Origin of the sequence: Nocardia sp. NPDC059154 (assembly GCF_042755705.1) — a bacterium.
Lineage (GTDB): Bacteria > Actinomycetota > Actinomycetes > Mycobacteriales > Mycobacteriaceae > Nocardia.
Genome location: NZ_JBHZCS010000045.1, coordinates 39,845 through 63,236, shown reverse-complemented (window position 1 = coordinate 63,236; position 23,392 = coordinate 39,845). Strand labels below are relative to the sequence as shown.

19 protein-coding genes are annotated in these 23,392 nt (G+C 69.3%); 7 read left to right on the top strand and 12 right to left on the bottom strand.

Annotated features, from left to right (window positions below):
* Positions 1-49: 49 nt before the first annotated feature.
* Positions 50-1,846 (bottom strand): acetyl/propionyl/methylcrotonyl-CoA carboxylase subunit alpha, encoded by a 1,797-nt coding sequence (locus tag ACFXN1_RS32690; protein ID WP_379440407.1) that lies wholly within the window; start codon positions 1,844-1,846, stop codon positions 50-52.
* Between the two features lie 200 nt (positions 1,847-2,046).
* Positions 2,047-2,946, bottom strand: coding sequence for a sulfurtransferase (locus ACFXN1_RS32685; protein WP_379440408.1), 900 nt, complete (start codon positions 2,944-2,946; stop codon positions 2,047-2,049).
* 165 nt (positions 2,947-3,111) lie between these two features.
* Between ACFXN1_RS32685 and ACFXN1_RS32680 the strand changes: the two genes are divergently transcribed.
* Positions 3,112-3,891, top strand: coding sequence for a helix-turn-helix transcriptional regulator (locus ACFXN1_RS32680; RefSeq protein ID WP_379463743.1), 780 nt, complete (start codon positions 3,112-3,114; stop codon positions 3,889-3,891).
* Here ACFXN1_RS32680 and ACFXN1_RS32675 read toward each other — a convergent pair.
* The 6 genes from ACFXN1_RS32675 to ACFXN1_RS32650 form a co-directional block, all read right to left on the bottom strand.
* Complete coding sequence (locus ACFXN1_RS32675) at positions 3,802-4,476, bottom strand: Maf family protein (protein WP_379440411.1); 675 nt, start codon at positions 4,474-4,476, stop codon at positions 3,802-3,804. The two genes, ACFXN1_RS32680 and ACFXN1_RS32675, sit on opposite strands and share 90 nt — an antisense overlap.
* 6 nt (positions 4,477-4,482) lie before the next feature.
* Complete coding sequence (locus tag ACFXN1_RS32670) at positions 4,483-4,800, bottom strand: acyl-CoA carboxylase subunit epsilon (RefSeq protein ID WP_379394976.1); 318 nt, start codon at positions 4,798-4,800, stop codon at positions 4,483-4,485.
* Positions 4,801-5,012: 212 nt separating this feature from the next.
* Positions 5,013-6,650, bottom strand: coding sequence for an acyl-CoA carboxylase subunit beta (locus ACFXN1_RS32665; RefSeq protein ID WP_354830132.1), 1,638 nt, complete (start codon positions 6,648-6,650; stop codon positions 5,013-5,015).
* 246 nt (positions 6,651-6,896) lie between these two features.
* On the bottom strand, positions 6,897-8,075 hold the full coding sequence (locus ACFXN1_RS32660) for a beta-propeller fold lactonase family protein (protein WP_379440413.1): 1,179 nt from the start codon (positions 8,073-8,075) through the stop codon (positions 6,897-6,899).
* A 174-nt stretch (positions 8,076-8,249) separates the two neighbouring features.
* Positions 8,250-9,590 carry an L-lysine 6-transaminase gene (gene lat, locus ACFXN1_RS32655; protein WP_379440414.1) on the bottom strand — a complete coding sequence of 447 codons (1,341 nt, stop codon included), beginning with the start codon at positions 9,588-9,590 and terminating at the stop codon, positions 8,250-8,252.
* A gap of 101 nt (positions 9,591-9,691) precedes the next feature.
* Entirely contained in the window at positions 9,692-10,144 is a 453-nt protein-coding gene (locus ACFXN1_RS32650) for an Lrp/AsnC family transcriptional regulator (protein ID WP_040855781.1), read from the bottom strand.
* A gap of 58 nt (positions 10,145-10,202) precedes the next feature.
* Between ACFXN1_RS32650 and ACFXN1_RS32645 the strand changes: the two genes are divergently transcribed.
* The gene (locus ACFXN1_RS32645) at positions 10,203-11,732 is read left to right on the top strand and encodes an aldehyde dehydrogenase family protein (RefSeq protein WP_379440416.1); all 1,530 of its coding nucleotides are present in this window, start codon (positions 10,203-10,205) and stop codon (positions 11,730-11,732) included.
* A gap of 29 nt (positions 11,733-11,761) precedes the next feature.
* On the opposite strand, the gene ACFXN1_RS32640 is transcribed toward ACFXN1_RS32645, so the two are convergent.
* Together ACFXN1_RS32640 and ACFXN1_RS32635 are read right to left on the bottom strand one after the other, a co-directional pair.
* Positions 11,762-12,622 (bottom strand): SDR family oxidoreductase, encoded by an 861-nt coding sequence (locus tag ACFXN1_RS32640; protein ID WP_379440418.1) that lies wholly within the window; start codon positions 12,620-12,622, stop codon positions 11,762-11,764.
* Positions 12,619-13,578 carry a patatin-like phospholipase family protein gene (locus ACFXN1_RS32635; protein ID WP_379440419.1) on the bottom strand — a complete coding sequence of 320 codons (960 nt, stop codon included), beginning with the start codon at positions 13,576-13,578 and terminating at the stop codon, positions 12,619-12,621. Before ACFXN1_RS32635 ends, ACFXN1_RS32640 begins: the two co-directional genes overlap by 4 nt.
* Before the next feature lie 69 nt (positions 13,579-13,647).
* Between ACFXN1_RS32635 and ACFXN1_RS32630 the strand changes: the two genes are divergently transcribed.
* Positions 13,648-14,310 carry a TetR/AcrR family transcriptional regulator gene (locus ACFXN1_RS32630; RefSeq protein ID WP_379440421.1) on the top strand — a complete coding sequence of 221 codons (663 nt, stop codon included), beginning with the start codon at positions 13,648-13,650 and terminating at the stop codon, positions 14,308-14,310.
* On the opposite strand, the gene ACFXN1_RS32625 is transcribed toward ACFXN1_RS32630, so the two are convergent.
* Positions 14,261-14,806: a histidine phosphatase family protein gene (locus ACFXN1_RS32625; RefSeq protein WP_379394899.1), complete on the bottom strand. Its 546-nt coding sequence runs from the start codon at positions 14,804-14,806 to the stop codon at positions 14,261-14,263. The two genes, ACFXN1_RS32630 and ACFXN1_RS32625, sit on opposite strands and share 50 nt — an antisense overlap.
* 109 nt (positions 14,807-14,915) lie before the next feature.
* Here ACFXN1_RS32625 and ACFXN1_RS32620 point away from each other — a divergent pair, with 109 nt between their 5' ends.
* From ACFXN1_RS32620 to ACFXN1_RS32610, 3 genes are all read left to right on the top strand, one after another.
* A complete protein-coding gene (locus tag ACFXN1_RS32620) occupies positions 14,916-19,763 on the top strand; it encodes an ATP-dependent helicase (protein ID WP_379440422.1) in 4,848 nt (1,615 codons plus the stop codon).
* A 6-nt stretch (positions 19,764-19,769) separates the two neighbouring features.
* On the top strand, positions 19,770-20,537 hold the full coding sequence (locus tag ACFXN1_RS32615) for a DNA-formamidopyrimidine glycosylase family protein (RefSeq protein ID WP_379440424.1): 768 nt from the start codon (positions 19,770-19,772) through the stop codon (positions 20,535-20,537).
* Positions 20,538-20,641: 104 nt separating this feature from the next.
* Positions 20,642-21,280, top strand: coding sequence for an NADPH-dependent F420 reductase (locus tag ACFXN1_RS32610; RefSeq protein ID WP_379440425.1), 639 nt, complete (start codon positions 20,642-20,644; stop codon positions 21,278-21,280).
* Here ACFXN1_RS32610 and glpD read toward each other — a convergent pair.
* Positions 21,262-22,998, bottom strand: coding sequence for a glycerol-3-phosphate dehydrogenase (gene glpD / locus ACFXN1_RS32605; RefSeq protein ID WP_379394891.1), 1,737 nt, complete (start codon positions 22,996-22,998; stop codon positions 21,262-21,264). The two genes, ACFXN1_RS32610 and glpD, sit on opposite strands and share 19 nt — an antisense overlap.
* Before the next feature lie 82 nt (positions 22,999-23,080).
* Between glpD and ACFXN1_RS32600 the strand changes: the two genes are divergently transcribed.
* On the top strand, positions 23,081-23,392 hold a 312-nt coding region (locus ACFXN1_RS32600; RefSeq protein WP_379463742.1), incomplete at its 3' end, for an FGGY family carbohydrate kinase.

Here is a 23,392-nt window from a genome sequence, read left to right as displayed (position 1 = left end):
CGGCCACTCGGCGACTTGCGTTGCGCTACTTGATGCGAATTGTGTTGCGCTACTTGATCTCGGCCAGGACGGTGCCCTGGGTGATGGCGGCGCCCGCCTCCACCGAGAGACCCGTGATGACACCGGCCTTGTGGGCGGTGACCGGGTTCTCCATCTTCATGGCCTCGAGCACGACCACCAGGTCGCCCGCCTCGACGGACTGGCCCTCTTCGACCGCGACCTTGACGACGGTGCCCTGCATCGGGGCGGTCACGGCGTCACCGGAGGCGGCACCGGCGCCCGCGCCACCGCGCTTGCGCGGCTTCGGCTTCTTGCGCACCGCACCACCCACGCCATTGCCGGAAGCGGCCGTGCCGACCGAGAACTGGCCCGGCAGCGACACCTCGAGGCGACGGCCGCCGACCTCGACGACCACCTTCTGGCGCGGCGCCTCGTCCTCGTCCTCGATGGGCTGGGCACCGGCGTAGGGCTCGATGTGGTTGTCCCACTCGTTCTCGATCCACTTGGTGTAGACGTCGAACTTGGTGCCGTCACCGACGAACGCCGGGTTCTCGACAATGTGGCGGTGGAACGGGATGACCGTGGCCAGGCCCTCGATCTGGTACTCGTCGAGCGCGCGGGCGGCACGCTGCAGCGCCTGCTCACGGTTCTCGCCGGTGACGATCAGCTTGGCGAGCATGGAGTCGAACTGGCCGCCGATGACCGAGCCCTCGACCACACCGGAATCGACACGCACACCGGGGCCCGCGGGCTCCTTGTACACGACGACCGGGCCGGGGGCGGGCAGGAAGCCGCGCCCGGCGTCCTCACCGTTGATGCGGAACTCGAAGGAGTGGCCGCGCGGGGTCGGGTCCTCCTTGATGGACAGCTCGTGACCCTCGGCGATGCGGAACTGCTGGCGCACCAGGTCGATGCCCGCGGTCTCCTCGGTGACCGGGTGCTCGACCTGCAGACGGGTGTTCACCTCGAGGAACGAGACGGTCTCGCCCTGCACCAGGTACTCCACGGTGCCGGCGCCGTAGTAACCGGCCTCCTTGCAGATCCGCTTGGCGGACTCGTGGATCTTGGAGCGCACCTCGTCGGACAGGAACGGCGCGGGGGCCTCCTCGACGAGCTTCTGGAAGCGACGCTGCAGCGAGCAGTCACGGGTGCCGGCGACCACGACATTGCCGTGCTTGTCGGCGATGACCTGCGCCTCGACGTGGCGCGCCTTGTCCAGGTACTGCTCCACGAAGCATTCGCCGCGACCGAAGGCGGCGATGGCCTCACGGGTGGCGGACTCGAACAGCTCGGGGATCTCCTCGATGGTGTGCGCGACCTTCATGCCGCGACCGCCACCACCGAAGGCGGCCTTGATGGCCACCGGAACGCCGAACTCCTTGGCGAACGCCACGACCTCGTCGGCGTTCTTGACCGGGTCCTTGGTGCCCGCGGCCATCGGCGCGTTGGCGCGCTCGGCGATGTGGCGGGCGGTGACCTTGTCACCCAGGTCGCGGATCGACTGCGGCGAGGGGCCGATCCAGATCAGCCCGGCGTCGATCACGGCCTGCGCGAAATCGGCGTTCTCGGAGAGGAAGCCGTAGCCGGGGTGGATGGCGTCCGCGCCGGCCTTGGCGGCGGCGTCGAGGATCTTGTCGAACACCAGGTACGACTCGGCCGAGGTCTGGCCGCCCAGGGCGAAGGCCTCGTCGGCGAGCTTGACGAACGGCGCATCGGCGTCCGGTTCGGCGTATACGGCCACACTGGCGATACCGGCGTCCTTGGCGGCCCGGATCACGCGCACGGCGATCTCGCCTCGGTTGGCTACGAGGACCTTTGTGATCTGCGCGTTGGCATGGTTGGGCACTGAGCCTCCTGTGCTCTGGATACTTTCGTCTGTCGGCAGTGTAGGCATCGTGCCAACAATCACCGAACCGAGGATAGGGCTACCGAAGAGTAGGCCCGAAGAGTGAGCAATGCGACTCTTCGAACGGCCTTTTTTAGAACCTGTTCTACCAGACTCTCCCGCGACCTTCTCCTGTGCATACCCCGGGAGGGGCGCGGGCGTTACGAGCTTGCCACGACCGCGGGCGGCTCGCCGGGTTCTTCGCCGATCACGATGGGCGCACCGACCGCATTGGCCCACTCGGTCCAGGAGCCGTCGTAGTTGCGCACACCGGGCACGCCCAGCAGATACGTCAGCACGTACCAGGTCAGCGCGGACCGTTCGCCGACCCGCGAGTAGACCAGCGGCGCGGCGCCGGTGACCACCGCGCCGTAGATGACATCGAGCTCGGCCCGCGGCCGGAAGCGCGCGTCGGCGCCAACCGAGGAGGTCCACGGAATATTGACGGCGGTGGGAATGTGGCCCGCGCGCAGCGCCTGTTCCTCGGGGCGATCGAGAACGACCAGCTCCCCGGTGTACTCGCCGAACCCGCGGGCATCGATGAGCGGGCCGCCGAAGTGCGCGAGCACGTCCTGACGGAACGCGCGGGTGGACTTGTCGTCACGATCGGCCACCGGATAGTCGCCCAGCCCGGCCGCGGGCACCTCGAAGGTGGTGTCGCGGGCCTCGGAGATCCAGGCGTCGCGGCCGCCGTCCAGCAGGCGCACGTCCTCATGCCCGAAGAGGGAGAACACCCACAGGGTGGCGGCCGCGGTGCCATTGGATTTGTCGCCGTAGATGACCACGGTGTCGTCGCGCTCGATGCCCTTGACCCGCATCAGGTCGGCGAAGGCCACGCCGTCGACGACGTCACGGGTGCGGGGATCGATCAGCTCGGTGCGCCAGTCGATCTTGATGGCGCCGGGCACATGCCCGATGTCGTATAGCAATATGTCTTCGTTGGACTCGATGATCTTGAGTCCCGGCGTGCCGATGTTTGCCGATAGCCACTCTGTGGTTACTAGTCGGTGAGGATGTGCGTAGGAGCCGAACGAGTGATGCGGATCCGGAGCGACGGGCACGTTGTGGTCCTTCACGCGTGGTGGGTTAGGTATTGGCGGTTCGAATCTCGACACCGATCGTAGGCATATGGCGGTTACGTAACTCGTTTCAGATCACGAATCGGATGATTGAGCGAATTAAGCGCAGCTTCATCCGATAAAGTCTCTCGAGAGGAGGGGTGAGCTATGTCCGATTCTTGGCCGCGACGGCGACTGCTTGCGATCCTACGTGGCGCCAGCGAGCCTCTCGACGCCCAGGAACTGGCACGTGTCACCGGACAACATGTGACAACGGTGCGTTTTCATTTGGACGTCCTAACCCGGGAATCGCTGGTCCGCCAATTTCAACAGCCGCCACGCGGCCGCGGTCGCCCGCGCATCGGCTATACCGCTGTACAGCGATCGGTGGGTTATCAGGAATTGGCGCAGGTGCTCGCCGATCAGCTGGGCAGCGATCCGCGCCGGCGCTCCGAGGCCGCCATCGCGGCCGGGCGCGCCTGGGGCTCGAAACTGGAAGCGGCGGACCAGCCCATCGAAACGCTGGAAGACGCCAAGGACCTCACCGTCACCCTGATGTCGGAGCTCGGCTTCGCCCCCGAACGCGACCAGGCCGGCGAGACCGAAGAGTCGGCCCTGATCCGCATGACCGCCTGCCCACTACGCGAACTGGCCCGCACCCACTCCGAGGTGGTGTGTGGCGTGCACCTGGGACTCATGCGAGAAGTACTGGACCGCAACGGCGGCCGCGAGAGCGTGACCGTGCGCCTACACCCGTTCGTGGAACCCGAACTGTGTGTCGCCCGTCTGGAACTACTGCAGGGGCGCGCCGGCGAGGCCGGGCGCGAGGAGGGTCAGGCCGAGTCCGGCGAGCCTCGGCTAGCGCCCTCGACCGGCCGTACCGCACCGCAACTGCGGACCGCCACCGACCCACAGCTGCGCAATACCGACGCCTACTTCGGCCAGTAGCCGGCGCACCAGCGGCAGGCCGATACCGATCACACTCGACGGATCACCGTCGATCTTGTCCACGAACCAGCCGCCCAGGCCGTCCAGGGTGAAGGATCCGGCCACCTGCAGCGGCTCCCCCGTCGCGATGTACGCGTCGAGTTCATCGGGTTCGGGCTTGGCGAAATGCACCGTGGTGGAACTACAGTCGGCCGCCTCGGCGGTGACCTCACCGGCACGCAGCCGCAGCACGCAGTGCCCGGTGAGCAGATCGGCGCTCCGCCCGGCCATCTCGGCCCAGCGCGCGCGGGCGACCTCGGGGGTCAGGGGTTTGCCCTGGAGTACGCCGTCCACGAGCAGCATCGAATCGCAGCCCACCACAACGGAATCGGCGAAGGCGGGATCGGCCGCCAGCTGACCGGCGATCTCACGTGCCTTGGCGCGGGCCAGTTCGATGACGACACGATCGGGTGCGGTATCCGCGGGCAGCGCCGCGGCCACCGCGTCCTCGTCCACATGGGACACCCGGACGACCGGCTCGACGCCCGCATTGCGCAGGACGCCGAGCCGGGCCGGAGATTGAGACGCTAGTACGAAGACGGTCACAGGCCGTCAGTCGCGCAGGTGCGACAGCGCCGGAAAAGCGTAGGGCGAGAAGGGCGAAGAGCCGCGGTGCATCAGGGTCGGCACACCCCAGTTGTCGGCCGGGCCGGTCTCGGCCGGCGCGGCCGCGGCGCTCGCGGACGCGGCGGCGAACACGGTGATCAGGGCGGCGAGCTCGAGGTCGGTCGGGTTGCCCTTCAGGACCCGGATGACCGGGTCGGTGCTCGACGGTGCGACCTCGGTGACGGCCGTGTCGACGGCGTCCGCCAATTCATCGACGGTTGCTAGATCCAGTTCGGCGGCGCGCAGTACTTCTTCATCGGCCATGGTCGTCACAGCGCCAGTCCTCCTGTCCGTTCGCCGCAGGGTGTGCGGCGCATTCGTGGCCCCTGTTTGTCCGGGCCGCAAACGGTATTCGATACAACCCTCGACGGCGAGGGCCATTCCTGAACATCTTCGCTCGGATGAGGCGATCGTGCGCGGTACGAGACCTTTGTCCCATTCGACAGTGTGCGCCCCACACCGCGCATATCGCACTATCAGAGCGGAATGTTGCCGTGCTTCTTCGGCGGCAGGGACACCATCTTGCGTTCCAGCAGCCGCAGCGCCGACACGATCTGGCCGCGGGTGTGCGAGGGCGGGATGACCGCGTCGACGTAGCCGCGCTCGGCCGCCACGTACGGGTTCACCAGGGTGTCCTCGTACTCGTTCTGCAGCTCCAGGCGCAGTGCGTCGACGTCGTTGCCCTCGGCGGCCGCGGTCTGCAGCTGCTTGCGGTAGACGAAACCGACGGCGCCCGAGGCGCCCATGACGGCGATCTGCGCGGTCGGCCACGCCAGGTTCACGTCGGCGCCCATGTGCTTGGAACCCATGACGTCGTAGGCGCCGCCGTAGGCCTTGCGGGTGATGATTGTGATCTTGCCCACAGTGGCCTCACCGTAGGCATAGAGCAGCTTGGCGCCGCGCCGGATGATGCCGTTGTACTCCTGGCCGGTGCCGGGCAGGAAGCCGGGCACGTCGACCAGGGTGATGATCGGGACGTTGAAGGCGTCGCAGGTGCGCACGAAGCGTGCGGCCTTCTCCGAGGCGTCGATGTCGAGGCAGCCCGCGAACTGGGAGGGCTGGTTGGCGACGAAACCGACACTGCGGCCGTCGATCCGGGCGAAGCCGACGATCACGTTCATCGCGCGCTCGGCCTGGACCTCGAGGAACTCCTCGTCGTCCACCAGGCGCTTGATGACCTCGTGCATGTCGTAGGGCTGGTTCGGCGAGTCCGGGACGATGGTGTCCAGCTCGAGGTCGGCCTCGGTGAGGTTCTCCTCGATGGCGCCCGCGGCGGCGGTGGCCGGGAAGCGCGGGGCCTCGGCGCGGTTGTTGCTGGGCAGGTAGCTCAGCAGGTCGCGGACGTAGTCCAGGGCGTCCTGCTCGCCGGAGGCGACGTAGTGCGCCACACCGGACTTCACCATGTGGGTGTGGGCGCCGCCCAGCTCCTCCATGGTGACCTCTTCACCGGTGACGGTCTTGATGACGTCGGGACCGGTGACGAACATCTGCGAGGTCTGGTCGACCATGACCACGAAGTCGGTCAGCGCGGGCGAGTAGACGTGACCGCCGGCGGCCGGGCCCATGATCAGCGAGATCTGCGGGATGACACCCGAGGCCTGGATGTTGCGGTGGAAGATCTCACCGTAGAGACCCAGGGAGACGACGCCTTCCTGGATGCGCGCGCCGGCGCCCTCGTTGATGCCGATCAGCGGGCGGCCGGTCTTGAGCGCCAGGTCCATGACCTTGACGATCTTCTCGCCGTAGACCTCACCGAGGGAACCACCGAAGACGGTGACGTCCTGGGAGAAGATGCAGACGTCGCGGCCGTCGATGGTGCCGTAGCCGGTGACCACGCCGTCGCCCAGCGGACGCTGGTTCTCCAGGCCGAAGTTCACGCTGCGGTGGCGGGCCAGGGCGTCGAGTTCGACGAACGAGCCTTCGTCCAGCAGGGCGAGGATGCGCTCGCGCGCGGTCATCTTGCCCTTGGCGTGGACCTTGTCGACCGCGGCCTCACCCATCGGGTGCTTGGCCTCTTCCAGCCGATTGCGCAGATCAGCCAGTTTGCCGGCGGTGGTGTGGATATCAGGGGCGCCCGCCGACCCCGGCGAAGGCTGCTGCTGGACACTCGTCATGACGGGGAGTGTAACCAGTACCAGACCCCCTCCGTAATCCAGACGGGGCTACTCGCGAGTACGGTTATTGGCTACCCGCCAGTAGAAAGCCGCAGGTAGAGCACGCGATTCGATCACCGCACCGGCGCGACTCGAACGCTGTTCAATAGCAAATTCCCCCAGTCATCCCGGCCCGGTTTTGGCCGGGTCCACACACCGCGGGCCGGCGGGATTCCGGCCCGCGCGCGCCCCGGAAAGCCGAGGGGCTCAACGCATGACGCCGGTGTGGCCGGTCGAGTATCTGCCCGGCTGGGGCCAGATGGTGAGACCGTGCGGGCCGCGGCCGACGGGGATGCGCGCCAGCAGTTTCCACTCGACGATGTCGATGGCGTAGACCTCGCTGTTGTTGCGGCCGGAGACCCAGAAGACGCGGCCGTCGGCGGAGAGATTTCCCATATCCGGACTGCCGCCGCCGGGGATCCGCCACTTGCTCGCCAGCTGCCCGGTCGCGAAGTCCAGGACCGAGATGCTGCCCTCCTTGCGGTTGGTGATGAGCATCTGCTTGGAGTCGCGGGTGACGTAGAGACCGTGGGTGCCCGCGCCGGTTGCGATGAAGCCGGTGTTGTCGAAGGTCTTGGCATCGAAGACGTAGATGCCGTTGGCCATCATGTCGGCCACGTAGAAGGTGCGGCCATCGGGTGCGAGCTTGACGTCCTGCGGCATGCCGGAGCGGCCGCCGGGCAGGTCGATCATGCGCAGCAGGCGCAGGCCCGCGATGTCGACCACGGCCAGGCGCCCGCCGAATTCGCAGCTGACCAGGGCGGTGCGGCCATCGGCGGTGAAGTCCATGTGGTTGACGCCCGGGCAGTCGGGGACCGCGATGTCGTGCAGCTTCTCCCAGCTGTGCGGGTCGTAGAAGTCCAGGGAGCGGTCGGCCTCGGCGACGACGAGGGCGTACTTGCCGTCCGGGGTGAAGTACATGTTGTACGGATCGCGGACCGGGATGGGGTCGCCTGCCTCGCCGGTGCGGGGGTCGATGGGCAGCAGGCTGCCGCTGCCGATGGGGAGATCGTTGTTGGCGTAGAGCATCTGCATGTCGTAGGAGGGGACGACGTGCTGGGGTTCGCGGCCACCGGCCGGAAGGGTGTCGATGACCTGGAAGGTGTCCGGGTCGATGACGGTGATGGTGTCGGATTCGCTGTTGGGGACGTAGACACGGGTGGGCTGATCGGCCACGGCGGGACCGAGTTCGCGGGTGGCCGCGTAGATGTCGTCGGGCGAGAGCGGCGGCGGCATGCCGGGTAGCAGGTCCGGCGCCACCGCCGCACCGGGCGGGGTGGCCGGGGGCGCGGAAGGGCGCGGCACGGTGACCGCACTACCACTCGAGCAACCGGCCAGCATTGCGATGGAGATGACCAGACCCAGACGTGCACGGCGCGCGATCACAGGGCGCACCGTGCCAGGGCGGCATTGCGGTGAGCTGACATGTCGTCGAATAGTAGGCGGCGACATGGAGGTTCGCGGCGCGATCACGGAGTGTCGCTCCGCGCCACGCGTTTCGGGCAAAAGCGACTATTCAGCAAACGCGGGCAACTCGGACCCAACCGGTCGGGTTGCGGCTCAGGCCAATACGCGTCCGAGGCCGTCCACGGCCTCATCCAGCTCCGCCTCGGTTACCGTCAGCGGCGGCCGGAAACGAATGCCACGCTCGCCGGTGCCGAGGATCAGGATGCGCTCCTGCTCGCGCAGCCGGTTCACCACCTCGTTGCGCAGCTCCGGGGTCGCCAGGGTGATGGCGCACATCAGGCCGCGGCCGCGCGGATCGGTGACTTCCGCATGGGCCGTGGACAATTCGGTCAGCCGGGTGAGCAGGTACGGGCCCAGCTCCCGGGCTCGGCCCACCAGATCCTCGTGCTCCATCACCTCGAAAACCCGCCGGGCCCTGACCATGTCGGCCAGATTGCCGCCCCAGGTGGAGTTCAGGCGCGAGCTGACATGGAAGACATTGTCGGGCACCTCGTCCACCCGGCCGCCCGCCATGATGCCGCAGACCTGGGTCTTCTTGCCGAAGGCCACGACATCCGGCTCGAGGCCGAGCTGCTGGTAGGCCCACACGCTGCCGGTCATGCCGACGCCGGTCTGCACCTCGTCGAGGATGAACAGCGCGTCGTGCTCGTGGCACATCTGCTGCATCGCACGCAGGAACTCCGGGCGCAGATGCCGGTCGCCGCCCTCTCCCTGAATCGGCTCGGCAATGAAACACGCTATGTCGTAGGGGTTTTCGGCGAAGACGCGGTGCGCCTGGTCGAGCGCGTGCCGCTCGGCGGCCTCGATGTCGGGATGATCGGGTCCGACATACGGGGTGTCGATGCGGGGCCAGTCGAACTTGGGGAAGCGCGCGGTCTTGACCGGGTCGGTGTTGGTGAGCGAGAGCGTGTAGCCGGTGCGGCCGTGGAAGGCTCCGGTCAGGTGCAGCACCTTGGTGCCGAGTTCACCTGGGCGCCCGTGCATTTCGTTGTGGCGCGACTTCCAGTCGAAGGCGGTCTTGAGGGCGTTCTCGACGGCGAGGCCGCCGCCGTCGATGAAGAACAGGTGCGGCAGTCGCGGATCACCGAGCACGCGCACGAAAGTGTCCACGAAGCGCGCCATTTCGACGGTGTAGACGTCGGAGTTGCTGGGCTTGTTGAGCGCGGCCGTGCTGAGGCCGGCCAGAAAGGGCTTGTCACCCAGCAGGGCGGGGTGGTTCATGCCCAGCGTCGAGGACGCGAAGAAGCCGAACATGTCGAGGTACGCGGTGCCGTCGCGGGCGTCCACGAGCCGGCGGCCCCTGGACTCGCGCAGGTCCAGTACCAGGTCGAAGCCGTCGGCGAGAATGCTCCCGGCGAGGATCTCATGCACCCGGGCGGGGGTGACAAGGGTGGTTTCGGCGGCCGCCCCGAGCCGATCGAGTTCGAGGGTCACGCCACCCAGCGTAAATGAACTTTTACGGCTATGCCCGTAAGTTCCGGAATAATTACGCCCGTGACCGGCGCGAAACCTGAAGGTCTGCGGCGGCCGCGACCTTACTTGTCATAGAATGTCTGCAAAATGATGGTGCTTCTCGTCCGGACGTTGGCCGTCGCTCGGATCTCCTGCAGCAGCTGCTCCAAGTGCCTGGGCGAGGCCACCCGCACCATGAGCATGTAGCTCTCATCGCCGGCGACCGAGTGACACGCTTCGATACCCGGAATGTGCTGGAGCAGTGCGGGTGCGTCATCAGGTTGAGACGGGTCGAGAGGAGTTATCGCGACGAAAGCCGACAGCATCTGGCCCAGCGCCTCGGGATCGACATTCGCCGTGTAGCCGCGAATCACGCCCCGCGCCTCGAGCCGCCGCACCCGCGACTGCACCGCGGATACCGAAAGGTTGGCCTTCTCCGCCAGATTGGACAGGGTGGCGCGACCATCGGCAATCAGCTCACGGATCAGCAGTCGATCGATGTCGTCGAGTACAAGTTTCGCCGGTGTATCCGCCATCAGCGAAGGCTAACGCAGCGAACCGAACTCGGTGCCGGAACCCAACCTGGAGCATGTAATGAGTCACGCACTGTCAGACGGGGTGACCCGTGAGCTCCGTGAGCAAACGGAGAAGTTGCTGCAACGCCTCGGTGTCGAAACACCCCAACCGGGTGAACTCTCGGCCCGCACCCCGATCACCGGCGACGAGCTGATCACCCTGCGCGCGAGCGATTCCGCCGCGGTCGACGCCGCCATCGCCCGCGCCGAGACCGCCTTCCGCAGCTGGCGCACGGTACCGGCGCCGCAGCGGGCCGCGGTGGTGCGGCGGCTGGCGGCGCTGCTCACCGTGCACCGGGACGAGCTGGGCGAACTGGTCACCGTGGAGGCGGGCAAGATCGGCGCGGAGGCGCGCGGCGAGGTCCAGGAGATGATCGATATCTGCGAGTTCGCCATCGGGCTGTCGCGGCAGCTGTACGGGCGGACCATGCCGTCGGAGCGGCCCGGGCACCGGCTCATGGAGACGTGGCACCCGCTCGGGGTGGTCGGGGTCATCTCGGCGTTCAACTTCCCGGTCGCGGTGTGGGCCTGGAATACCGCGGTCGCGCTGGTGTGCGGGGACACCGTGGTGTGGAAGCCGTCGGAGGCGACGCCGCTGACCGCGCTGGCCTGTCACACCCTGCTGCGCCGCGCGGCGCGGGAGGTGGGCGTGGATCCCGAAGTGCACCAGCTGATCCAGGGCCCGGCGGCGATCGGCGAGCAGCTCGTGGACGATCCGCGGGTGGCGCTGGTGAGCGCGACGGGGTCGGTGCGGATGGGGCGGCAGGTCGCGCCGCGGGTGGCGGCGCGGTTCGGTCGCTGTCTGCTGGAGCTGGGCGGCAACAACGCGGCGATCGTCACCCCCTCGGCGGATCTCGACCTGGCCACGCGGGGAATCGTTTTCGCGGCGGCGGGCACCGCGGGCCAGCGGTGCACGACGCTGCGGCGGCTGATCGTGCACGTGGATGTGGCCGGGCCGCTGCTGGATCGGATCTCGGCGGCGTATCGCCAACTGCGCGTGGGTAACCCGCTCGAGGAGGGCGTTCTCGTCGGGCCGCTCATCACCGAGCGGGCCTACGACGGCATGCGGGCGGCGCTGGAGCGCGCGCTGGCCGACGGTGGTGAATTGATCTGCGGTGGTGAGCGTATCGAGGGGCCGGGCGAGAACGCCTTCTACGTCCGGCCGGCGCTGGTGCGCATGCCCGCGCAGACCGAGGTGGTCCGGGAGGAGACCTTCGCGCCGATCCTGTACGCGCTCACCTACCACCGCCTGGACACCGCCATCGAGCTGCACAACGGTGTGCCGCAGGGACTTTCGTCGTCGATCTTCACCCGGGACCAGCGCGAGGCGGAACGGTTCCTGGCCGCCGACGGGTCGGATTGCGGTATCGCCAATGTCAATATCGGCACCTCGGGGGCCGAGATCGGCGGCGCGTTCGGCGGCGAGAAGCAGACGGGCGGTGGCCGGGAGTCCGGGTCGGACTCCTGGAAGGCGTACATGCGCCGGGCCACCAACACCGTCAACTACTCTGCGGAATTGCCGCTGGCGCAAGGCATTCGGTTCGAGTAGCACCCCTCGGCCTTCCCGCCGGTACCCGCCTATGCCTCGGGCCTGTCTTCTTCGGCGGCGATCGCGCGCACCTGTTCCTCGTATCGGGCGCGCACCTGCTCGTCGGCCGGGTGCAGCGCCCGGTCGCCGTTGAAGAGCCTGCGCACCAGGCGGACCGCGGGCTCGGGCGCGGCGGCCAGCGCGACGTCGATGGGGCCCAGGTAGTTCGGGACGGCGACCTCGGCGCGGCGGGTACGCACGGTGCCGAGCACGGCCTCGGCCACGTCCTCCGGGTCGACGGTCGGCATGGCACCGCCCAGCGCCAGGCCCGAGGACAGGCGGGTGCGCACGGCCGACGGCATGACGCAGCTGACGCTGACGCCGTGCGGCGCGAACTCCAGACGCGTGGCGGCCGACAGGCCCACGGCGGCGAACTTGCTGGCGTTGTAGACGGCCAGGCCCGGGATCGGGATCTTGCCGGCCAGCGAGGCGACGTTCACCACGTGGCCGTGGCCGCGCTCGATCATGCCGGGGACGACGGCGCGCATGCCGTGGATGAGGCCCCAGACATTGACGTCCATGGTGGTGTGGCCCACCGCGTCCGGTTCGTCGAGGAAGGCGCCCGCGGGCATCACGCCCGCATTGTTGACCAGGATGTCGACCGGACCGAAGTCGGCGACGACCTTGTCCCACCGGGTCCGGTCGCGCACGTCGAGCTCGAAAGCCCTGGCGTCCAGGGCGGCCGCGGCCGCCTGCGCGGCGGCGGTGTCCACATCGGCGATGGCGACCTGCGCACCCTTGCTCGCGAAGAGCTCGGCCGTGCACTGGCCGATCCCGCGGCCCGCGCCGGTGATCAGCACCCGGGCGCCGGTCAATTCGATGGCGGGATAGCCGTTTCCGAAGATGCTCATCTGAACTCTCCCTGTTCGACCTGGCGGCGGGTGCTGCCCAGGCTGTGTTCGAAGGTGTCGAGACGGCGGCGGCCGTCCATGAAGTTGGGGCCCATGACCGCGAGCTCCCCGGCCGTGGCGTCGATGCGCAGTACCCGCACACCACTGGCGCGCAGCAGGGCGATCTCGGCATCGAGCTTCTCGCTCATGCGGTTTCGCAGTTGACGCTCCAGGAAGTGGCCGGGGCCGGTCACCGGCAGGCGGCCGGTGGAGGCCATGGGAGCGATCACCACGACCTCGTCGAGGCCGGCCGGGATGAGCAGGTCGGCGGACGCGGTGGAGGCCGCGCCGCCGTCGATGAACCGGCGGCCCGCGATCGGGACGGCCGGGAACCAGCCGGGCACCGCCCACGAAGCACGCAGGGCCGCACCGAGATTCGCGGCGGGGGCGGACGGGGAGCCGAAGGCCACCCGCTCGCCGCCGGCATTGTCCATGGCCACCAGCCAGGTCGCCGGGTGCTGGACCCAGTCCCGGCCGGGGTTCAGCCGCTCGGCCAGTCGCTGGAGCCAGGCCGGGTCGCCGCCCCCCTGCGGCAGCAGCCCACTGCCCGCGGTGAGCAGGGCGTGACCGTTTCCGGGACGGGCCAGCAGTTCCCGGACCGCGCGGCCGGGCGCGCCCAGGCGCGGACGCGGCAACGGCGGGAATCGTCCGGGCTCCGAGCGCATGTGGTCGGTGAGGATCGGGTTGGTGGCGGTGCCGCGCTGCATGGCGACCAGGTCGTCGACCCCGATGCCGCTGCCCAGCATGGTCAGCGCCTCCGCGCCCGCGGAGGTGCCGATCATGACGTCGGCGGTGCGCGGGTCCCAGTCGAGCACATCCTGTACCGCGGCCAGCGCGGCGACGATCCAGGCCATGCCGACCGTGCCGCCGCACCCGATGGCCAGGCCACGTCGCTGTGACCCGTTCCTGTTACTCATGGTTTCGCAGACTAGCAGTTTTCACATACCGTCGGTATCCCAAATCCTGGAGTACATAGAATCGTGGCCATGGCACGACTGACCAGGACCGAGAGCCAGGCGCGCACCCGCGCGGACCTGCTGGCCACCGCGCGCGAGATGTTCCTGACGGACGGGTATGCCAAGACCAGCCTGGAACGGGTCGCCGAGGAGGCCGGGTACTCCAAGGGCGCGGTCTACTCGAACTTCCGGACCAAATCCGCGCTCTGCCTCGAGGTGCTGGCGCTCATTCACGAGTCCAAGTTCACCGAGCTGAGCGACCTGCTCGCCGGCGAGGACGACCTGGAGGCGCGGATGGCACGCTTCCAGGGCTGGGCCGAGCGCACACTCGGCGATGTCGGCTGGACCCTGCTGGAATTCGAGTTCGCCATCGTGGCCCGCGACGACGCGGATCTGCAGGCCGCGCTGGTCTCCAGCCTGAGCATGATGCGCGGCGCGGTCGCGGTTCAGCTGCAGGCGCTGGCCGACTCCATGCACCTGACCCTGCCCATGTCGGCGGAGGACGCCGCGACCACGCTGCTGAGTCTCGGCCTGGGCCTTGGCATTCAACGCGCCGTGGACCCCGGGATCTCGGCCCGCCTGATCACCGACGCCGTGCGGGCCATGCTGGCCGCCGCGCAGCGCATTCCGCAGAGCTGGCCGGTCACGAGCGGAAGTGGAGCGTCCATTCGCCCCGATAGTGCAGCCGGGTGACGCTGACGGGCGGAACATCGATGCGCCAGAAGGACTTTGCGGGCGCGTCGAGGGTGACCAGCAGCGCGGCGCGGATCACCGCGGGATGTGTGACGGCAACGGTGGGTTCGCCGTCGAGGGCGATATCGGCGAGCCATTCGCCGGTGCGCTCGATGACGTCGACCACCGCCTCGCCGCCGTGACCGCGGAAGCCCGGGTCGGTGAGCCAGAGATAGAGGTCTTCCTTGGGCACGGACATGAGTTCGCCACCGCGCCAGGCCCCGGCGTCGAGATCGCGTAGTCGATCGTCCTCGTCACCCGTGAGTCCCATGAGGGTGGCGGTTTCGATGGTGCGGCGCTCGGGGGCGGTGATCACCCGGGCGGCGGTCAGGCGGCCGCAGGCGGAGACCGCGCGGCGGCCCGCTTCCGTGAGGGGTTCGTCGACCGGGAATCGTGCTCTGCGCATCGCCTCGGTCATACCGTGACTGACCAGGTCGAGTCGGAGCACCTTCTGCACGGTCCGAAGCCTACGCGCGGGATCTGGAGGCGTATCGCGATGCCGCGTATGACGGGGTTGCCCCGACAGGTTGGCGGAGTCTGTCGGTGCGCGGGTGCAGACTGGGGCAATGCATCGGTTCTCACCCGCTACCAGAGAGTGGTTCGACGGTGCGTTCCCCGCGCCGACGGCCGCGCAACTGGGGGCGTGGGAATCGATCGCGGCGGGGCAGCACACGCTGGTGATCGCGCCCACCGGGTCGGGCAAAACGCTGTCGGCGTTCCTGTGGGCCATCGACCAGCTGGCCACCCGGGAACCGGCCGAGGGGCCGCGCAAGACATCGGTGCTCTATATCTCTCCGCTCAAGGCGCTGGCCGTGGATGTGGAGCGGAATCTGCGGGCGCCGCTGGTCGGGATCACGCAGACGGCCAAGCGTTTGGGTGTGGCAGCACCGGAGATTCGCGTGGGGGTGCGTTCCGGTGACACCAGCGCCGCGGATCGGCGCACCATGCAGCGCACCCCGCCGGACATTCTGATCACCACGCCGGAATCGCTGTTCCTCCTACTGACCTCGGCGGCGCGGGAGACGCTGAGCGGGGTGCACACGGTGATCGTGGACGAGGTGCACGCCATCGCGGGCTCGAAACGCGGTGCGCACCTGGCACTTTCACTGGCGCGACTGGACCTGCTCACCGCACGTCCGGCACAGCGGATCGGGCTGTCGGCGACGGTGCGGCCGCCGGAGGAGGTGGGGCGGTTCCTGGTCGGGAGCGCGCCCATCACGATTGTCGCCCCGCCCGCGCCCAAGACCTTCGACCTGTCGGTGCGGGTGCCGGTGCCCGATATGACCGAACCCGATGCGGGCGCGGAGGATTCGGATCAGCCGGGCTCGATCTGGCCGCACGTGGACGAGGCCATCGTGGATCTGGTGCTCGAGCACCGGTCGTCGATCGTGTTCGCGAATTCGCGGCGGCTGTCGGAGCGGCTCACGGCGCGCCTGAACGAGGCGTACGCGGCGCGCATCGGCGAGACGGTGGACACCGAGCACGCGCCGCCCGCCCAACTGGGCGCGTCCACGGAGGTGATCCACGGCGCCACAACGCTTCTCGCGCGCGCCCATCACGGGTCGGTGAGCAAGGAGCAGCGGGCGCTCATCGAAGACGACCTCAAGAGTGGACGGCTGCGCTGCGTGGTCGCCACCAGCAGCCTCGAACTCGGCATCGACATGGGTGCGGTCGAGTTGGTGGTGCAGGTGGAGGCGCCGCCCTCGGTGGCCTCCGGGTTGCAGCGGGTGGGCCGGGCCGGGCACCAGGTGGGTGAAATCTCGCGGGGCGTGATCTTCCCCAAGCACCGCACCGATGTCATCCACTGCGCGGTCGCGTCCCTGCGCATGACCGCCGGGCAGATCGAGCAACTCCAGGCCCCCGCCCACCCGCTCGACATCCTCGCCCAGCAGACCGTGGCGGCCTGTGCCCTGGAGCCGATCGACGCCGACGCCTGGTTCGACACCGTCCGCGGCACGGGAAGCTATGCGGCGCTGCCCCGTTCGGCCTACGAGTCGGTCCTGGACCTGCTGGCGGGACGCTACCCCTCCGACGAGTTCGCCGAACTCCGGCCGCGCATCGTCTGGGACCGCGACGCGGGCACCCTCACCGGCCGCCCCGGCGCGCAACGGCTGGCGGTGACCTCGGGCGGGGCGATTCCGGACCGCGGCCTGTTCCCGGTCTTCATGGTCGGCGAAAAAGCGTCCCGCGTCGGCGAACTGGACGAGGAGATGGTCTACGAGTCGCGGGTGGGTGATGTCTTCGCCCTGGGTGCGACGAGCTGGCGGATCGAGGAGATCACCTTCGATCGAGTGCTGGTGACACCCGCCTTCGGGCTCCCCGGGCGGCTTCCCTTCTGGCACGGCGATTCCCTGGGCCGCCCCGCCGAATTGGGCGCGGCGCTGGGTGAATTCGTGCGCCTCGCCGGACAGGCCGTCGAACAGCACCGCGCGGCCGGCCGAGGCACGGCCGAGCCCCCGGCGGCCGGACAGAAGGCAGCCGGGAAATCCAAGGGGCGGGCCCCCGTCGAATTGGCACAGGCGCTGGCCGAATTCGCCGCGGGTCACGATCCCGAAGCCAAGGCGGCGGACTCCCCGAAAGCCGCTGCTTCGAAAGCACGCGCCTCGAAAACCACCGGGCGCAAGCCCACACCGGAATCCGAACTCGAGCGGGTCTCCCGGACCGCGGGCCTGGACGAGAACGCGACCGGGAATCTGGTGGCGCTGCTCGCCGAACAGCGGGAGGCCACCGGGCAGCTGCCGACGGACAAGACGCTGGTGGTGGAGCGGTTCCGGGACGAACTGGGCGACTGGCGGGTGGTGTTGCACTCGCCGTACGGGCTGCCCGTGCACGCGCCGTGGGCGCTGGCGGTCGCGGCCCGGCTGCGGGAGCGGTTCGGGGTGGATGCCGCGCCGACCCCGTCGGACGACGGGATCGTGGTGCGCCTGCCGGACACCACCGACGATCCGCCGGGGGCCGAGCTGTTCGTGTTCGAGACCGACGAGATCGACGATCTGGTGACCGAACAGGTCGGCGGCTCCGCGCTTTTCGCGTCGCGGTTCCGGGAGTGCGCGGCGCGGGCGCTGCTGCTGCCGCGCCGGGATCCGGGCAAACGCGCGCCGCTGTGGCAGCAGCGGCAGCGGGCGGCGCAGCTGCTGGACGTGGCGCGCAAGTTCCCCGAGTTCCCGATCCTGCTGGAGACCGTGCGGGAGTGCCTCCAGGACGTCTACGACCTGCCCTCGCTGCGGGACCTGCTGGGCCGGGTGGCGCGGCGGCAGATCCGGCTGGTCGAGGTGGAGACGGCCGCGCCGTCGCCGTTCGCGAATTCCCTGCTGTTCGACTACATCGGGCAGTTCATGTACGAGGGCGACAGCCCGCTGGCCGAGCGGCGGGCGGCGGCACTGTCGCTGGATTCCAGCCTGCTGGCGGAGCTGCTGGGCCGGGTCGAGCTGCGGGAGTTGCTGGATGCCGGGGTGCTGGAGCAGACCGAGCGGGAATTGCAGCGGCTCACGCCCGAGCGGCAGGCGCGGGATCTGGAGGGGCTGGCCGATCTACTGCGGCTGCTGGGCCCGCTGACGGCCGCGGAGGCGGCCGAGCGGTGCGTGGCGGAGCCGCGCGAGTGGTTCGCGGAGCTGGTGAAATCGCGACGGGCGCTGGAGGTTTCCTTCGCGGGGTCGCAGTGGTGGGTGGCCATCGAGGACGCCTCGCGGCTGCGGGACGCGCTCGGCGTGCCGCTGCCCATCGGGGTCCCGGCGGCCTTCATCGAGCCGGTCGCCGATCCGCTGGGCGATCTGATCGGCCGCTACGCGCGCACGCACGGGCCGTTCACCCTGACGCAGGCGGCGCATCGTTTCGGGCTGGGCCCGGCCGTGGCGGCCACCGCGCTGCACCGCCTCGGGCTCGAGAAGCGGGTGGTGGAGGGCGAATTCACGCCCGGTGCGGCGGGCGCGGAGTGGTGTGACAGCGAGGTGCTGCGCCGCCTGCGCCGGCGCTCGCTGGCCGCCGCCCGCAAGGAGGTGGAACCGGTGGCGACCGCCGCGCTGGGCCGCTTCCTGCCGTCCTGGCAGCATGTCGGCTCCGGGGAGCTGCACGGCGTGGACGGTGTCGCGGCCGTGGTGGAACAGCTTGCGGGCGTGCCGATTCCGGCCTCGGCGTGGGAATCGCTGATCCTGCCGCTGCGGGTGCGCGACTACTCCCCCGCCATGCTGGACGAACTCATGGCCACCGGCGAGGTGATCTGGTCGGGGCACGGGTCGATCACCGCCAAGGACGGCTGGATCGCCCTGCATCCGGCCGAACAGGCGGGACTGACGCTGCCGCCGCCCGATGACATCGATCTCACCGAGCGGCACATCGGGCTGCTCACGACCCTGGGGGCCACCGTGATCGGCGGCACCGTCGATGCGGCCGCACGGGTCGCGGGGGCGGAGGGCGAGGAGCCGGTCGGCACCACGCTGCCGAAGGGCGAATACCAGGTGGTCGCGGGCAATACCGGGGGCGCGTACTTCTTCCGGCAGCTGGTGGACAGCGCCGGTTCCGACGACGAGGCCGCCGTGACGACCGCACTGTGGGATCTGGTGTGGGCCGGGCACATCGGCGGCGACACCTTCGCGCCCGTGCGCGCCCTGCTGGCGGGCACCACCCGCACCACCACCGCGCACCGGACGCCGCGCCGCGCCCCGCGCGGGCGAATGTACCTGCCGCGCACCGGAATGCCCGCCCGCACCGCCTCGCCACAGGTATCGGGCCGCTGGTCGCTGCTGCCGGAACGGGTGGCCGACACCACGATTCGCGCCCACGCCACCGCCGATGTACTGCTGGAGCGGTACGGCGTGCTGACTCGCGGCTCGGTGCAGAGCGAAGGCGTGCCAGGCGGGTTCGCTCTCATGTACCGGGTGCTCACCGAGTTCGAGGATCGCGGCCGCTGCCGTCGCGGATACTTCGTGGATTCGCTGGGCGGCGCGCAGTTCTCGACCACCGACGTGGTGGACCGCCTGCGCTCCTTCGACACCGATCGCACCCGCACGGCGGGCGACGGCTTCTCGCCCGAGCCGGTCGGGATCGCGGTGGCCTTGGCGGCCTGCGATCCGGCGAATCCGTACGGCGCGGCGCTCCCCTGGCCCAAGGCGGCGGCCGAGGGCGCGGGACACCGTCCCGGTCGCAAGGCGGGTGCGCTGGTGGTCCTGGTCGACGGCGAACTCGCGCTGTATCTGGAGCGCGGCGGCAAAACCCTGCTCACTTTCACCGAGGACCCGGCGGTGCGCACCGCCGCGGCCACCGCCCTGGCCGCCCTGGTCCACGACCGCCGGGTGGACTCCCTGGTCATCGACCGGGTGAACGGGGAATCGGTGCACGGCAACACCTTCGCCGGCTTCCTCACCGAGGCCGGTTTCGCGACGACCCCGAAGGGCTTCCGGCTACGGAGCCGCCCGTGAGCCCGCATGCCTGAGGGCGACGCGGTCTTTCTCACCGCCAACCGGCTCCGAAAAGCCCTGGCGGGCAAGGTGCTGACCCGCAGCGACTTCCGGGTGCCCAGATACGCGACGCTCGACCTGAGGGGCCGGGAGATCGAGAGCGTCGGGACCTACGGCAAGCACCTGTTCGTCCGCACCCCGGACCTGAGCATCCACACCCATCTCAAGATGGACGGCGAGTGGCGGGTCTATGCGCCCGGACAGCGGTGGACCAGACCGGGTTTCACCGCGCGCCTGATCCTGACCACCGTGGACGCCGAAGCCGTCGGCTTCTCCCTCGGCCTGGTCGAAGTCCTGCGCCGCCCCGACGAACACACCGCGACCGACCATCTCGGCCCCGATCTGCTGGGCCCGGACTGGGATCCCGCCGAGGCGGTCCGCCGCCTGTCCGGCGAGCCCGGCCGCCCCATCGGCCTGGCCCTGCTCGATCAGACCAACCTCGCCGGGATCGGCAATATCTACCGCAGCGAAATCTGTTTCCTCCGCCGCGTCCATCCCGCCACCCCGGTCGGCGAGATCGAGGACCTGCCCGCCCTGGTCGACGAGGCCCACCGTGTCCTGGTCGAGGCCGCCAACGAACCACCTTGGCGCGCACAGGCATACGGCCGCCAGCACCGCCCCTGCCCCCGCTGCGGCACGGCCCTGGTCGTCCATCTGCTCGGCGACGACGCGAACGCGACCCGCGCCGAACGCGGCATCTACTTCTGCCCCCGCTGCCAGCCGCCCCACCGCTGACCGCTCTCGGCGGCGCGCCGTGGCGCGAAATTCACGCGACAGTCACAATTCGTCGCTGCCGAAATGCGTTCCCGGGCCCGGTTTCCGGGCCTAGGGTTGCGGGCATGAAGATCGCAATCCTGGGCACCGGGGCGGTCGGGCGGACGTTGTCGGCGCGGTTGGTGGAACTGGGACATGACGTGGTGATCGGGACCCGGGATGTCCAGGCCACGGAGGCGCGGGAGGAGGAGCCGTTTCCGGCGCCGCTGGCCACGGCGGCAGCGGCCGCGGCCGGGGCGGAATTGATCATCAACGCGACGGCGGGGCAGGCCAGTGTGGCCGCGCTGTCGGGCGCGGGGGCGGCGCATCTGGCGGGAAAGGTGGTGGTGGACATTTCGAATCCGCTGGACTTCTCGCTGGGATTTCCGCCGTTTCTCGCGATCTGCAACACCGATTCGGTCGGCGAGCAGGTGCAGCGGGCGTTTCCCGAGGCGCGAGTGGTGAAGACGCTCAATACCGTCACCGCCGAGGTGATGGTGCATCCGGAGCGGGTGGCGGGCGGCGACCACACGATCTTCGTCTCGGGTGACGACGCCGAGGCCAAGGAGACCGTGAGCGGCCTGCTACGCGAGTTCGGCTGGCGCGACATCATCGACCTGGGCGATATCACCACCGCCCGCGGCACCGAGATGATGCTCCCGCTGTGGGTGCGGCTCATGGGTGCACTGGGCACCACGGAGTTCAATTACAAGTTGGTGCGCTGAGCGTCCGCCACTTCCCGGCGCGCCTCCGGGGCCACCAGGCGCAGCGCGTCGGCGGAGGCGTCGTCGGGCTGGGTCTGGGAGTCGATCTCGGCCCGGACCCGGGCGGTGTAGATCGCCACCTCCCGCTCGATATCGGCCTCCGACCAGCCCAGCACCGGGGCCACCAGCCGCGCCACCTCGTCGGCGGAATCGACACCGCGGTGGGCGTATTCGATGGAGATGCGGGTGCGCCGGGCCATGATGTCGTCCAGGTGCAGGGCGGCCTCGGCGGCGGCCGCGTAGACGGCCTCCACCCGCAGATAGCCGGGTGAGTCCGTGATCGGTTGCAGCAGATCGGGTTTGCCGTCGGCGAGGCCGAGCACCTCGTCGATGAGGGAGCCGTATCGGTTGAGCAGATGCTGGATCCGATACGGGTGGACGCCGTACTTCTCGGCCAGGTGCGGGGTCTGGTTCATCAGCGCGTGATAGCCGTCCGCGCCCAGCAGCGGCACCTTCTCGGTGATGGTGGGTGGCACCCGCTGCGGAATGTACTGTGCCGCTTCGTCGACCGCGTCGTAGGCCATGACCCGGTAGGTGGTGTACTTGCCGCCGGCGATCGCGACCAGGCCGGGGGCGATGCGGGCCACCGCGTGTTCCCGGGACAGCTTGGAGGTCTGGTCGCTCTCCCCCGCCAGCAGCGGCCGCAGGCCGGCGTAGACACCCGTGATATCGGCGGGGGTGAGCGGCGTGACCAGCACCTTGTTGACGCGTTCGAGCAGGTAGTCGATGTCGGACCTGGTGGCGGCCGGGTGCGCGAGGTCGAGGTTCCAGTCGGTGTCGGTGGTGCCGATGATCCAGTGGTCGGTGTTCCAGGCGATGACGAAGAGCACGGACTTCTCGGTGCGCAGGATGAGCGAGGTATCGCTGGCGATGCGGTCGCGCGGCACCACGATGTGCACGCCCTTGGACGCGCGCACATGGAATCGGCCGCGTTGCTGTGCGAGCGCCTGGAGTTCGTCGGTCCACACGCCGGTGGCATTGATGACGACATTGCCGCGCACCTCGGTGGTGCGGCCGTCCTCGGTGTCGCGCACCTTGATGCCGACCACCCGGTCCGCCTCCTTGAGGAAGCCGACCACCTGCGTGGAGGTGCGGATGACCGCGCCGTAGTGGGCGGCGGTGCGGGCCACGGTCATGGTGTGGCGGGCGTCGTCGACGACGGTGTCGTAGTAGTTCACCCCGCCGGTGAGGGCGTCGCGCTTCAGGCCGGGGGCCTGCCGCAGCGCGGCCGAGCGGGTCAGATGGTGCTGTCCGGGAACGGATTTCGCGCCGCCCATGGTGTCGTAGAGCACCAGGCCGGCGGTCACGTAGGGACGCTCCCAGCCGAGGTGGGTGAGCGGATAGAGGAATTTCAGCGGCTTCACCAGGTGCGGCGCCAGCGTGGACAGCGCCAGCTCCCGCTCCCTGAGCGCCTCACGGACCAGCCCGAATTCCATCATCTCCAGGTAGCGCAGACCGCCGTGGAACATCTTGGAGGAGCGACTGGAGGTACCGGAGGCCAGGTCGCGGGCCTCGACCAGGGCGACCTCCAGGCCCCGGGTGGCGGCGTCCAGCGCGATTCCGGCGCCGACCACGCCGCCGCCGATGACGATGACGTCGAAGGTGTCCTTGCCGAGCCGCCCCCAGGCAGCCTCACGCTGCTCGGGGCCGAGGAACTGCGATCGCGATTGATTCGTCATGCGAGTCTCCTCCGGGCTAATTTTCGGCTACCCAGCGCTACCGTAGCCCACAGTAGTAGGTCCGGTCGGTTAGCCTCGATCAATGCGTCGCTATGTGGCCGCCATCGATCAGGGCACGACGTCGAGTCGGTGCATCGTCTTCGATCATCAGGGCCGAATCGCCGGAGTCGCTCAGCGGGAACACGAACAGATCTTCCCGCGACCCGGATGGGTCGAACACGATCCCGAATCCATTTGGCGCAATACCGAATCGGTGATCGCCGAGGCATTGCGGAGTTGCGGCATCGGCGCTGCGGACGTGGTGGCCGCCGGTGTCACCAATCAGCGTGAGACCACCGTGGTCTGGGAACGCGCCACCGGCAAGCCCATCCACAACGCCATCGTCTGGCAGGAC

What these genes read in the sequence shown, in the direction of transcription:
- ACFXN1_RS32680 (WP_379463743.1), top strand. Translation starts at nt 3,112, where the DNA reads ATGTCCGATTCTTGGCCGCGACGGCGACTGCTTGCGATCCTACGTGGC.
- ACFXN1_RS32670 (WP_379394976.1), bottom strand. Translation starts at nt 4,800, where the DNA reads ATGGCCGATGAAGAAGTACTGCGCGCCGCCGAACTGGATCTAGCAACC.
- ACFXN1_RS32665 (WP_354830132.1), bottom strand. Translation starts at nt 6,650, where the DNA reads ATGACGAGTGTCCAGCAGCAGCCTTCGCCGGGGTCGGCGGGCGCCCCT.
- ACFXN1_RS32650 (WP_040855781.1), bottom strand. Translation starts at nt 10,144, where the DNA reads ATGGCGGATACACCGGCGAAACTTGTACTCGACGACATCGATCGACTG.
- ACFXN1_RS32645 (WP_379440416.1), top strand. Translation starts at nt 10,203, where the DNA reads ATGAGTCACGCACTGTCAGACGGGGTGACCCGTGAGCTCCGTGAGCAA.
- ACFXN1_RS32640 (WP_379440418.1), bottom strand. Translation starts at nt 12,622, where the DNA reads ATGAGCATCTTCGGAAACGGCTATCCCGCCATCGAATTGACCGGCGCC.
- ACFXN1_RS32635 (WP_379440419.1), bottom strand. Translation starts at nt 13,578, where the DNA reads ATGAGTAACAGGAACGGGTCACAGCGACGTGGCCTGGCCATCGGGTGC.
- ACFXN1_RS32630 (WP_379440421.1), top strand. Translation starts at nt 13,648, where the DNA reads ATGGCACGACTGACCAGGACCGAGAGCCAGGCGCGCACCCGCGCGGAC.
- ACFXN1_RS32620 (WP_379440422.1), top strand. Translation starts at nt 14,916, where the DNA reads ATGCATCGGTTCTCACCCGCTACCAGAGAGTGGTTCGACGGTGCGTTC.
- ACFXN1_RS32615 (WP_379440424.1), top strand. Translation starts at nt 19,770, where the DNA reads ATGCCTGAGGGCGACGCGGTCTTTCTCACCGCCAACCGGCTCCGAAAA.
- ACFXN1_RS32610 (WP_379440425.1), top strand. Translation starts at nt 20,642, where the DNA reads ATGAAGATCGCAATCCTGGGCACCGGGGCGGTCGGGCGGACGTTGTCG.
- glpD (WP_379394891.1), bottom strand. Translation starts at nt 22,998, where the DNA reads ATGACGAATCAATCGCGATCGCAGTTCCTCGGCCCCGAGCAGCGTGAG.